This is a genomic window from Pseudohoeflea suaedae (genome assembly GCF_004354915.1).
GTDB lineage: Bacteria > Pseudomonadota > Alphaproteobacteria > Rhizobiales > Rhizobiaceae > Pseudohoeflea > Pseudohoeflea suaedae.
This window is the reverse complement of the sequence record NZ_SMSI01000004.1, coordinates 312,810-324,870: the sequence shown is the minus strand read 5'-3', so window position 1 is coordinate 324,870 and position 12,061 is coordinate 312,810. Positions and strand designations below refer to the sequence as shown.

The window sequence follows — 12,061 nt, the reverse complement described above, 5'->3', positions numbered from 1 at the left end:
AGGAAAACGGATGTTCAAGACGATTGTCGTCGCTGTCGACGGTTCGGAAGGCTCCAAGAAGGCCATCCACTACGGCGCGAAGATGCAGGTGCAGTATGATGCCGAGCTGCTCATGCTGACCGTCTTCCGGCACCACTCGCTGCTGGAGGCTTCGATGTCGATGGTACGCCCGCAGAATCCCGAGAACATAGACGACGCCATGCGCGGCTATGCCAAGGAGGTGGCGGACGAGGCCAAGGTGCTTGCCAAGGAAGCCGGAGCCACCAGGTTCCGCGCCTTCATCAAGAGTGGCCAGCCGGCGCGCACCATTGTCAGGTTCTCCGCCGAGCACGACGCCGATCTGATCGTCGTCGGCAGCCGGGGCATGGGCGATATCGAGGGCTTTCTGCTGGGCAGCGTCTCCCACAAGGTGACGAGCCTGGCGTCGTGCCCGGTGCTCGTTGTCTGACGCGGTGCTTTGGCAGGTTTCCCGGAGAGCGTGATGGCGGAGCCACAAGTTTCCATATCGCCGCAACAGATCGGCTACGAGAGCCCGGGCAACACGGTGCGCTTCGGGCTCATCGCGCTTGCGACCGACATGACCACGGAGCCGGATTTCGTGCGGATCTTTCCGCCCGAAGCGGTCGTGCACACGACGCGCGTGCATTATGCCAATCCGACCACTCCCGAGAACCTGCGCAAGATGGCGCCGCTGCTCACCGACGCTGCGGCGCTGATAACACCCGGCGTGCCGCTTGTCGGGATTTGCTATTCCTGTACCTCGGCATCCGCCACAATCGGAGTGGAAACGGTCGAGCGGTTCATCCATGCCGCGCGGCCCGGCATTCCGGTGGTGCTGCCGACGGGCGCGTCGGCGCGTGCTTTCAAGGCCCTCGGCGTGCAGCGCATCGCCATCGTCACCCCGTATCTGCCGGAGGCGAGCGAAGCGGTGGCAAACTATTTCGCCTCGAGTGGTTTCGACATCACGAGCCATCACTGCCTCGGGCTTGCTGACGACCGCGACATGGCGCGGGTTTCGAAACGGACGATCGTCGAAGCGGCAATTGCCGCCGACGGGCCGGACAACGAGGCGATCTTTCTCTCCTGCACCGCTTTCCCGGCGGTTGGCGCGATTTCCGAGATCGAGAAACGCACCGGCAAACCAGTGGTGACGTCCAACCAGGCGAGTGCCTGGGAGATGCTGCGCCGCGGCGGGTTCAAGGACTGGCGCCCCACAGAATACGGACGACTTTTCACGCTGCAGCTCGATGGCGTGGATGAAGGATTTGCAGCATGACACAGTCAGATTTCATCGGTCTCGAGGAAATCGAGGCGGCGCGCGATCGCATTGCCTCGACCATCCGCCAGACGCCGGTCAATCTCTCCGACACGCTTTCACGGATCGCCGGCGTGCCGGTGCATCTCAAGCTCGAACACCTCCAGCATACCGGCAGTTTCAAGCTGCGCGGGGCGGCCAATGCGGTTGCCCGTCTGTCGGACACGGAACGTTCGGCCGGTGTCGTCGGCGTGTCCACCGGCAATCACGGCCGGGGTCTGGCTCATGCCGCGAAGGCTGCGGGTGTGCGTTGCGTGATCTGCATGTCGCGGCTGGTGCCGCAGGTGAAGGTCGACGGCATTCGCGCGCTCGGCGCGGAAGTGCGCATCGTCGGCAGGTCGCAGGACGAAGCCCAGGCGGAAGTCGACAAGCTGGTCGCCGACGGCATGACGATGATCCCGCCCTTCGATCATCCCTCGGTGATTGCGGGACAGGGGACGCTGGGTCTCGAAATCGTCGACCAGGTTCCGGATGTCGAGACCGTCGTCGTGCCGCTGTCGGGCGGCGGGCTGATCGCCGGAGTGGCGGCAGCCTGCAAGGCCATCAACAAGGACATTCGCATCATCGGCATCACGATGGAGCGCGGGGCGGCGATGATTGCAAGCCTCGAGGCCGGTCAGCCCGTCGAGGTCGAGGAATTGCCGACGCTCGCGGATTCCCTCGGCGGCGGCATCGGTTTGTTCAACCGCCTGACCTTCGCGATGACCCGCGACCTGGTCGATGAAACCTACCTGATCAACGAGGCCCAGATCGCCACCGGCATGCGCCATGCCTACTGGCAGGAGCGGCAGATCGTCGAAGGCTCCGGCGCCGTCGGGATCGCCGCGGTCATCGCGCAAAAATTCAAGCCGAAGGGACCGATCGCGCTGATCCTGTCTGGCGGCAATGTGGACATGGAACAGCACTTCCGCGTCATCGGCGGCGAGGATGTCGATCTGATGAAGGAGGTAGCCTGATGCCGAAGGTCAAGATCCTCACCCAGTCCGACCTCAGGAAAGCCGTGCCGCTCGACGGCGACGCGGTCGATTGCGTCGAGAAGGCCTTTGCCGCGCTTGCCGGAGGAAAAGTCGTCATGCCGCCGATCCTGAGCCTTGCGATCAGGGAGGCCAATGGCGAGGTCGATGTCAAAACGGCCTATGTGCCGGGTCTCGACAGTTTTGCCATCAAGGTCTCGCCCGGCTTCTTCGACAATCCGAAGATCGGTCTGCCGAGTACGTCCGGCCTGATGATGGTCTTCTCGGCGAAGACCGGGGTGCTCGAGGCCCTGCTTCTCGACAATGGCTATCTCACCGATGTGCGCACGGCGGCGGCCGGCGCGGTGGCGGCGAAACACTGCTCGCGTGAGGATGCGGCGACGGTCTGCATTTTCGGTGCGGGCATGCAGGCGCGGCTTCAACTGCAGGCGCTGACGCTCGTCCGTCCGGTGAAGAAGGCGCTGTTCTGGGCGCGTGACATGGCCAAGGCAGAGGCGCTGGCCGAGCGGATCAAGACCGAGGACGGGATCGAGGCTGTGGCTATGACCGATCCGGAGGCTGCCGTCAGCGAGGCGGATATCGTGATCACCACAACGCCCGCGATCGAGCCGGTTCTGAAGGCGGATTGGCTCAGGCCGGGGCAGCACGTCACCGCCATGGGGTCCGACCAGCATTCCAAGAACGAGATCGAGCCTGAGTGTCTGGCCAGGGCTGATGCCTATGTGCCCGACCGACAGTCGCAGACCGCCGAACTCGGCGAGCTGCGTTCGGCGATCGAGGCGGGCGTTGTGTCTGCCGACAAGCGCTTCGCCGAACTCGGAGAGATCATCACGGGTGCGGCCAAGGCGCGCCTGTCGCCTTCCGCCATCACCATTGCCGACCTGACCGGAACAGGGGTCCAGGACACGGCCATCGCAACCCTGGCCCTGAAGAGGGCAGGTCAAATGGGTCTCGGCGTCGCTTTCGACTCCGAGGCATGATCAGCAGTCATACGGCATAGAAAGTAACAGACATGTCTGCACCGCAACTGGCCTTTTCCCGCAGTGAGTTTGCCCGGCGTATCGACAAGACGCGCAAGGCTATGGAAGAACGCGAGGTGGAGGTCCTGATCGTCTCGGACCCCTCCAACATGGCCTGGCTGACAGGTTATGACGGCTGGTCGTTCTATGTGCACCAATGCGTCATCGTCGGTCCCGACGGCGACCCCGTCTGGTTCGGTCGCGGCCAGGATCGCAACGGTGCGAAGCGCACCTGTTTCATGTCGGAAGACGACATGATCGGCTATCCCGACCATTATGTGCAGTCCGAGGTTCGCCACCCGATGGACTTTCTCGCCGAGCGGCTCGAGGAGCGCGGCTGGGACAAGAAGCGCGTCGGCGTCGAGATGGACAATTACTACTACAGCGCGCAGGCCCATGCCTCGCTGCAGCAGCATCTTCCCAATGCCACCTTCGTCAATGCCAACAGTCTGGTGAACTGGCAGCGCGCGGTGAAATCCGATCAGGAACTTCTCTACATGCACCGCGCCGCGCGTATCGTCGAGCGCATGCACCAGCGCATTTTCGAGAAGGTCGAACCCGGCATTCGCAAATGCGATCTGGTGGCCGACATCTATGACGCCGCCCTGAGGTTCGACAGCGACTATGGTTTCGGCGGCGACTATCCGGCCATCGTGCCGCTCCTGCCGTCGGGTATCGATGCATCGGCACCACACCTGACCTGGAGCGACGAACCCCTGCGGCTGGGCGAGGGTACCTTCTTCGAGATCGCCGGTGTCTATCGCCGCTATCACTGCCCGCTGTCGCGCACGGTGTTTCTCGGCAAGCCGACGGATACCTTCGTCAATGCCGAAAAGGCGGTGCTCGAGGGCATGGAGGCGGGGCTCGAAATGGCCCGGCCGGGAAATCTCTGCGAGGACGTCGCAAACGCCTTCTACGGCGTTCTGAAGAAACACGGGATCACCAAGGACAACCGCACCGGCTACCCGATCGGTCTGTCCTATCCGCCGGACTGGGGCGAGCGCACCATGTCGCTCCGCTCGGGCGACAAGACGGTGCTCGAGGAGAACATGACCTTCCATTTCATGACCGGCCTTTGGATGGACAGCTGGGGCTTCGAGATCACCGAGAGCATCGTCATCAAGGAAGGCGGGCCGGAATGCTTCGCCAACGTCCCCCGCAAGATGTTCGTGAAGGGCTGACCGGATGGCGACCAATCCGATTTCGCCGACGATCCCCTTCGACGTCGACGGCAAGCATCACGGCTTTCTGAAGCTGCCCTACAGCCGGGATGATTCCGCCTGGGGATCGGTGATGATCCCGATCTGTGTGATCAGGAACGGGGAGGGGCCGACGGCCCTTCTGACCGGCGCGAACCACGGCGACGAATATGAGGGGCCGATCGCCCTTCAGGATCTCGCTCACAGTCTCGAACCGTCCGACATTACCGGTCGCGTGATCATCGTGCCGGCGTTCAACTTTCCGGCCTTCATGGCCGGAAGGCGGGTTTCGCCGATCGACGGACGCAATCTCAACCGCACCTTCCCCGGCAAGCCCGACGGAACGGTGACCGAGAAGATTGCCGATTACTTCGCGACCCAACTGGTGCCGATGGCGCATCTGGTGGTCGATTTCCACTCGGGCGGAAAGACGCTCGATTTCGTCCCGTTCGCCTGTTCGCACGTGCTTGAGGACAAGGAGCAGGAGCGGCAATGCGCCGAAGCGGTGGACGCGTTCAACGCGCCCTACACGATGCGGCTTCTGGAGATCGACAATGTCGGCATGTACGATACCGAGGTCGAAAACCACGGCAAGGTATTCGTGACGACAGAACTCGGCGGCGGCGGAACGGCTTCGGCCAATTCCGCGCGGATCGCCAGGCGCGGCGTGCGCAACGTTCTCAAGCATGCGGGGATCATGAAGGGGGAGATCGAGCGCCAGCCGAGCACCTTCCTCGACATGCCGGATCACGAGTGCTTCGTCTTCTCGGAAGTCCGCGGCCTTATCGAGCCGCTCGTCGATCTCGGCGAGGCGGTTGAGAAGGGGCAGCCGATCGCGCGTATCTGGGCGACCGAAAAGACGGGTGAGGCGCCCGTCGAATATCTCTCGCACAAGACCGGCGTGCTGATATCGAGACACTTCCCGGGCCTCGTTCAGCCGGGGGACTGCCTCGGCGTCATCGGCGTTCACGTCGACTGATTCCAAGACATTTCGTGCGGGGTCGATCATTTCTGTTGATCCCGCACGCACCCTCTCATACTCTCGGCGAAAATCTGGTCGGACCAGTTTGGTTCGCGCAAGGGAGGGACGGCATGCCGAGATTCGAGCGCAGGGACCTGATGGCCAGGTTCCAGAAGATGAAGGCCGAGCGTGTCCCGATCATCGGCGGTGGTGCGGGCACGGGCCTTTCTGCCAAGTGCGAGGAAGCCGGCGGCATCGATCTCATCGTCATCTACAATTCAGGCCGTTACCGCATGGCGGGGCGAGGTTCGCTTTCCGGCATGATGGCCTATGGCAACGCCAATGACGTCGTCGTCGAGATGGCGCGGGAAATCCTTCCGGTGGTGACGAAAACGCCGGTGCTCGCGGGCGTCAACGGGACCGATCCCTTCTGCATCTTCGACCATTTTCTCGCTCACCTGAAGGATCTCGGCTTCGCCGGCATCCAGAATTTTCCGACCGTCGGGCTGATTGACGGGAATTTCCGCAAGAATCTCGAGGAGACCGGGATGTCCTACGGCCGGGAGATCGATCTGATCCGGCTTGCGAGCAAGATGGACATGCTGACCACGCCCTACGTCTTCAATGCCGACGAAGCGGCCGAGATGGCCAAAGCGGGGGCCGACATCATCGTCTGCCATTTCGGCCTCACGACCGGCGGTTCGATCGGCGCGGAGACGGCGCTCAAGCTCGAGGACTGCCCCGCCATGGCGGAGGAATGGGCGGAAGCGGCGATGAAGGTGAACAGGGACGCGATCGTGCTCGTGCATGGCGGCCCGGTCTCCTCGCCGGAAGATGCCGCCTACATGCTCGCCAATACAGGGAACTGCCACGGCTTCTACGGCGCGTCCTCGATGGAGCGATTGCCCACGGAGCAGGCGCTGACGGAACAGACCCGCAGGTTCAAGGCGGTTGCCTTCTGATCCCTCCGCCGAGCTTACGCAGTCAGGGGTTTGCGTAAGCCGCAATATTCGTCATAGTCACCGCTAATGAACAACCTGCAGGGAGGCAGGCATGGCGGATGCGGATGTCATCGTCGTCGGTGGAGGGCTTGCGGGTCTCGCAGCTGCCGCCGAACTGGGCGATCGCGGCAAGAAGGTCATCATTCTCGATCAGGAGCCGGAAGGATTTCTCGGCGGCCAGGCGTTCTGGTCGCTGGGCGGGCTGTTCATGATCGACACGCCCGAGCAGCGGCGCATGGGCATTCGCGACAACCGTGAGCTCGCCCTTTCGGACTGGATGGGGTCGGCCGGCTTCGATCGCCCGGAAGACTTCTGGCCGCGCCGCTGGGCCGAGGCCTATGTCGATTTTGCCGCCGGCGAAATGCGTTCCTGGCTGCATCGGATGGGGCTGCGCTGGTTTCCCGTGGTCGGCTGGGCCGAACGCGGCGGTGGGCTGGGATACGGCCACGGCAATTCGGTGCCGCGCTTCCACATCACCTGGGGCAGCGGTCCCGGCTCGATGGAGCAGTTCCTCCGCCGGGTCAACGAACATCGCCAGAAGGGGCTGATCGAATGCCGCTTTCGCCATCGGGTGGATGGTATCGACACGGTGGATGGCGTGGTGACCGGCGTACATGGCGCCATTCTGGCAAGCGACACCGCCGCGCGCGGGCAGCCGACGAACCGGGATGTGACCGGTGATTTTCGGCTCGGCGCCTCATCGGTGATCGTGGCCTCGGGCGGCATTGGCGGCAATTTCGACCTGGTGCGCAGGAACTGGCCGATCGACCGGCTGGGGCCGCCGCCGAAATTCATGGTGGCCGGCGTGCCGGCCCATGTCGATGGCCGCATGATCGGCATCACCCAGGAGGCGGGGGGCAGGGTGATCAATGGCGACCGCATGTGGCATTACACCGAGGGCCTGCAGAACTGGAATCCGATCTGGCCCAATCACGGGATCCGCATCCTGCCCGGGCCGTCATCGATGTGGTTCGACGCCGATGGCGAGCGTCTTCCGGTCCCCTGCCTGCCCGGATTCGATACACTTTCCACGCTCAAGGAAATCCGCAGGCGAGGCCATGAGCACTCCTGGTTCGTGCTGACCCAGAAAATCATCGAGAAGGAATTCGCGCTCTCCGGTTCCGAGCAGAACCCGGACCTGGTGTCGAAGAAGTGGATCGAGGTGCTGAAAGCCAGGCTCGGCGCCAGGGGCGCGCCGGCTCCGGTCGAGGCCTTCAAGAAAAACGGTGCGGATTTCATCGTCGCGGATGATCTCGATACGCTCGTCGAACGGATGAACGGGCTTGCGCCGGATCATCACATCGATACCGAGAAATTGCGCAGCCAGATCGCCGCGCGCGATGCGCAGATCGACAATCCCTTCTCCAAGGACATGCAGGTTGTGGCAATCAACGGCGCGCGGAACTATCGCGGTGACAAGCTGATCCGCACCGCGCGCCCGCACAAGATCCTCGACAAGGACAAGGGGCCGCTCATCGCGGTGAAGCTGCATATCCTCACCCGCAAGACGCTGGGCGGTCTCGAGACGGATCTCGACGCGCGGGTGCTCGGTCTCGACGGCAATCCCGTTCCCGGGCTCTTCGCCGTGGGAGAGGCGGCCGGGTTCGGCGGTGGCGGTTATCACGGCTACAACGCGCTTGAGGGCACCTTCCTCGGCGGCTGCATTTTCTCCGGTCGCAATGCCGGACGCTCCGCCTCCTGCGGCTAGGCTGCGCAAAGCAGGGGATGAGGCAAGCTCGGGCGTTGCCAGCGCCGGACTATGCGGTCAGTGTCGTTTCTCGTTTCAATCGGGGAGGCGCACGTGTCGGTCGTCAGCGCTATCATCGCTGTTCTGGTGGCAGCAATTCATCTCTACATCGTGTGGCTGGAGATGTTCGTCTGGGAGAGCCGCGGACCGAAGGTCTTTCGCGGTCTGCCGAAAGAGATGTTCGCGCCGACCAAGGCGATGGCCGCCAATCAGGGGCTGTATAACGGCTTTCTCGCAGCCGGGCTGATCTGGTCGCTGATGATCACCAATCCGGTCTGGCAGTCGCACATTGCGCTCTTCTTCTTCGGCTGTGTTGCCGCCGCAGGTGTCTACGGCGCTGTCACCGTGTCACGCCGGATTTTCTATGTTCAGGCGCTGCCGGCACTCCTTGGTATTGCTTCCCTGATGTTTTGAGCCGGACCTATCCCGGGTTTGCCGTCGAAAAGCCGAACCAGATCGCCACGCAAGCGAGAAGAACGGCCAGAAGCCGCCTGATGCGAAGCGATCTTTGCGGATCGGTGAGAAACGGCGCGAGACTGTCGGCAAGCAGCACGATCCCGCCATGAATGACCGTTGCGACAGCGACATAGATCGCCACGAGAAGCAGGTTGGCGGCAAGATTTTCGACCTCGCCCGGCAGGAATGCGGGGATGACAGTGAGAAAGAATATCGCGGCTTTCGGGTTGAGGAGATTGGTGACCAGCCCGCGCCGGAAGTGGGCGACAGAGGAATGCCTGACCTCTTCTTCATTCCCCGATCGCCAGGCGTCATAGGCGAGATACAGCATGAAGATCACGCCGCTCCAGCGCAGGAATTCATAGGCCAGTGGCGAGTTGGAGACGATGCCCGCAAGTCCCATGGCGGATGCGGTGCCGATCGTCGCGAGGCCCAGGGCGATGCCGAGAACGGTGAGAAAACCGGCGCGCCGGCCTTCGCCGAGCGAAACCACGGCGAGATAACCCATGTTCGGGCCCGGCGTGATCTCGATAATGCTCGACGCCAGCACGAATGCGAGCAGGGTTTCCAAAGACATGGCCGGCACCTCACAATACCGCGTTCAGAGCAGCAGCTTCTTCAATTCATCGCGCAGCGCAACCATACCGAAATCAGTTCTTCGCACATTGCGCAATACCGGCACGGCGTTCAGCCGGGCTGAGCCGTGACGGGCTGCGGGAAATCTCCTCGCCTTTGGAGATCGGCGGCGATTGCCGCGTTATCCCGCTCTTTCTTGTCCGCGAGAAAAGGAATTGAGCGCTTCGGGCCGAAAGCCATTGGAACGCGATGCGATGACCCTTATGTGAGGAACTGAATGAAGGCATGGGAGCGTCAATTGACAGTCACCAAGGAACAGATTCTCGACAAGCTGCGAAGTGTGCGCGGCCCGGACCTGGAAACCGATATCGTTACGCTCGGCATCGTGTCGGATATCTTCATTGCCGACGGCAAGGCCTATTTCTCGCTGACCGTTCCGGCCGAAAAGGCTCAGGAACTCGAGCCCATGCGGATGGCCGCGGAAAAAGCCGCGCTGCAGGTCGAGGGTCTGAAGAGCGCGATGGTGGCACTTACCGCTGCACGTGAAGGCGGCAGCACGCCGGCCTCGTCCGCTCCGCAGCAGCGTCCTGCGCAGGGCGGTCACGGCCATTCCCACGCTACGGCGCCGGGACAGGGTGCCCCAGGCCAGGGTGGCGGAAGAGCCAAGGTCGATATCCCCGGTGTCTCGAAGATCATCGCCGTCGCCTCGGGCAAGGGCGGCGTCGGCAAGTCGACGACCGCCGTCAATATCGCATTGGCGCTGAAGGCCAAGGGTCTCCGCGTCGGGCTTCTCGATGCCGATATCTACGGCCCCTCGGTGCCGCGGCTGACGGGGGTGAGCGGGCGTCCCGAGCAGCTTGAGGGCCGCATGCTCAAGCCGATGGAGAATTACGGGCTGAAGATCATGTCGATCGGATTCCTCGTCGAGGAAGAGACGCCGATGATCTGGCGCGGTCCGATGGTGATGTCGGCGCTGACACAGATGCTGCGCGAGGTCGCCTGGGGCGAACTCGATGTCCTGGTGGTCGACATGCCGCCAGGCACCGGCGACGCGCAGCTGACCATGGCGCAGCAGGTGCCGCTGGCCGGCGCGGTCATCGTATCGACGCCGCAGGATCTCGCACTTCTCGACGCGCGCAAGGGCATCAACATGTTCAAGCGCGTGAATATCCCGATCCTGGGCCTAGTCGAGAACATGAGCCATTTCGTCTGTCCCGACTGCGGCGGACGTCATGACATTTTCGGTCATGGCGGCGCGCGTGCCGAAGCGGAAAAGCTGGGTGTGCCGTTCCTGGGCGAAGTGCCGCTCGCCATGCCGATCCGCGAGACCTCGGATGCGGGCAAGCCGGTGGTCGCCTGCGAACCGGATGGTCCGCACGCCAGGGCCTATCTCGATATTGCCGAGGGCGTTAAGGCCGGACTTGAGGGTGCCGGAGGGCAGGCCCGTTCAGCACCCAGGATCGTTTTCGAATAGGGCGGTCAGCTCCAGCTTTCCGCTGCCACCTGCTCCGTGCAGAGGCGGCGGAAAAAGGCGAGGTTTTCCTGATCGAGAGGATCGTCCGCCGGTTCGTCCTGCGAGGCGTATTTGACGATGACGGTGCGTGTTTCCGGATCGACATACAGATACTGGCCGTGGATGCCTGCCGCCAGGAATGCCTGGCGGTCGCCCCCGACCTGATACCACTGGCTGCGGTAGCGTCCGTGCGGAAGAAAGTCCGCCTGGTCGCCTTCGGCCCAGATCTTCTCGTCGCCGTTTTTCATCATGTCGTGGATGAAACGCGCGGGGATGATGCGCCCGGCCTGGCCGACGCCTTCGTTCATCATCATTTCGCCCAGCAGAAGCAGATCATGCGGACGGCACGAGAAGCCGCCGGCCGTGCGCGGGGCGCCAAGGCGGTCAACCGTCAGGAATGCGTCCGCGGAAGCACCGAGCGGCTTCCATATGAGGTCGGACACCAGATCGGTGAAGCGGCGGCCTGACACCTTCTCGATGACCATGCCCAGCATGTCGGAATTGGGCGACTGGTAGGCATGCGCTCCGCCGTGGGCTGCCTCTCCCTTGCGCAAGCTGCAGAGCATCTTGAAGAGGCCTTCGTCCGGCTGGCCTGCCTGCGGCGGGTTCCACAGCATGGCGCGGCGATAGCGGGCATAGTCGCCATCCGACAGGTAGGATTCCTCGAAGTCGAGGCTCACGCGCATGTCGAGAAGTTCCCGCAATGTGGCGTCGCCGAAAGCGCTTTTGCGCGTTTCGGGCAGGATCATGCCGACGGAGAGGGACGGATCGATGAGACCGTCTTCCTCGAGGATGGCGAAGACCAGCGCGGTGATCGACTTGGTGATCGAGAAGACGAGATGCGGGTCTTCCCGGTCGACGCCTGTCGCATGCCACTCGGCAACGATGCGGCCATCGCGCGACATGACGAAGCTGTCGGTCTGGCTGCGGGCGAGGAACCACGCAACGGTTTCACCCGAACCGGGCTGCACGGGGCTTGCCATGAGTTCCTGATTGCGGATGCGCTGGGGCAGGGGACGCGGCATATCCGTGGCGATGCGCGCGGAGGGCACCAGTTCCGCGGCGTTGCGGAACGACCAGCGGCTGAAAGGTTGCCGGCGCCAATTCTCCAATGTCGCCGCCGAGCGCGGGAAACCGTTTTTCTTTTCGAATTCGTCTTCGATTGCCATTGTCATTCCCAATTCCCTTGCCAACACATTCAATGCTTGCAAGGTTTCATCCGCGTAAACCGCGCCAGCCGTGATTTGTGGAAAAAACCTGAATAAAAAGGTTCACTTTTCTGCTTGAATCATTCTAAACT

General features: G+C 62.8%; 12 protein-coding genes. 10 read left to right on the top strand and 2 right to left on the bottom strand.

Features of this window, described 5'->3' with window-relative positions; all coding sequences use genetic code 11:
• The first annotated feature begins 10 nt into the window (after positions 1-10).
• The 9 genes from E2A64_RS17520 to E2A64_RS17480 all read left to right on the top strand — a co-directional run bounded on the left by E2A64_RS17520 (position 11) and on the right by E2A64_RS17480 (position 8,630).
• Positions 11-448 (top strand): universal stress protein, encoded by a 438-nt coding sequence (locus tag E2A64_RS17520; protein WP_133285807.1) that lies wholly within the window; start codon positions 11-13, stop codon positions 446-448.
• Between the two features lie 33 nt (positions 449-481).
• Complete coding sequence (locus E2A64_RS17515) at positions 482-1,276, top strand: aspartate racemase/maleate isomerase family protein (protein ID WP_133285806.1); 795 nt, start codon at positions 482-484, stop codon at positions 1,274-1,276.
• Positions 1,273-2,271, top strand: coding sequence for a hydroxyectoine utilization dehydratase EutB (eutB, locus tag E2A64_RS17510; protein ID WP_133285805.1), 999 nt, complete (start codon positions 1,273-1,275; stop codon positions 2,269-2,271). The genes E2A64_RS17515 and eutB overlap by 4 nt, the downstream gene beginning before the upstream one ends.
• On the top strand, positions 2,271-3,269 hold the full coding sequence (gene eutC / locus E2A64_RS17505) for an ectoine utilization protein EutC (protein ID WP_133285804.1): 999 nt from the start codon (positions 2,271-2,273) through the stop codon (positions 3,267-3,269). Before eutB ends, eutC begins: the two co-directional genes overlap by 1 nt.
• Before the next feature lie 32 nt (positions 3,270-3,301).
• Positions 3,302-4,489: an ectoine hydrolase DoeA gene (gene doeA, locus E2A64_RS17500; RefSeq protein ID WP_133285803.1), complete on the top strand. Its 1,188-nt coding sequence runs from the start codon at positions 3,302-3,304 to the stop codon at positions 4,487-4,489.
• A 4-nt stretch (positions 4,490-4,493) separates the two neighbouring features.
• Positions 4,494-5,486, top strand: coding sequence for a N(2)-acetyl-L-2,4-diaminobutanoate deacetylase DoeB (gene doeB, locus E2A64_RS17495; protein WP_133285802.1), 993 nt, complete (start codon positions 4,494-4,496; stop codon positions 5,484-5,486).
• 113 nt (positions 5,487-5,599) lie between these two features.
• A complete protein-coding gene (locus E2A64_RS17490) occupies positions 5,600-6,430 on the top strand; it encodes a phosphoenolpyruvate hydrolase family protein (protein WP_133285801.1) in 831 nt (276 codons plus the stop codon).
• A gap of 91 nt (positions 6,431-6,521) precedes the next feature.
• The gene (locus E2A64_RS17485) at positions 6,522-8,177 is read left to right on the top strand and encodes an FAD-binding dehydrogenase (protein WP_133285800.1); all 1,656 of its coding nucleotides are present in this window, start codon (positions 6,522-6,524) and stop codon (positions 8,175-8,177) included.
• Positions 8,178-8,270: 93 nt separating this feature from the next.
• Positions 8,271-8,630, top strand: a complete 360-nt coding sequence (locus tag E2A64_RS17480) for a DUF1304 domain-containing protein (protein WP_133285799.1) — start codon at positions 8,271-8,273, stop codon at positions 8,628-8,630.
• Between the two features lie 7 nt (positions 8,631-8,637).
• On the opposite strand, the gene E2A64_RS17475 is transcribed toward E2A64_RS17480, so the two are convergent.
• Positions 8,638-9,249 carry a LysE family translocator gene (locus E2A64_RS17475; protein WP_133285798.1) on the bottom strand — a complete coding sequence of 204 codons (612 nt, stop codon included), beginning with the start codon at positions 9,247-9,249 and terminating at the stop codon, positions 8,638-8,640.
• Between the two features lie 276 nt (positions 9,250-9,525).
• Between E2A64_RS17475 and E2A64_RS17470 the strand changes: the two genes are divergently transcribed.
• Complete coding sequence (locus E2A64_RS17470; RefSeq protein ID WP_133285797.1) at positions 9,526-10,722, top strand: Mrp/NBP35 family ATP-binding protein; 1,197 nt, start codon at positions 9,526-9,528, stop codon at positions 10,720-10,722.
• A gap of 5 nt (positions 10,723-10,727) precedes the next feature.
• Here the strand turns inward: E2A64_RS17470 and E2A64_RS17465 are convergent, their stop codons facing one another.
• A complete protein-coding gene (locus tag E2A64_RS17465; RefSeq protein WP_244598355.1) occupies positions 10,728-11,936 on the bottom strand; it encodes a serine hydrolase domain-containing protein in 1,209 nt (402 codons plus the stop codon).
• Positions 11,937-12,061: the final 125 nt, after the last annotated feature.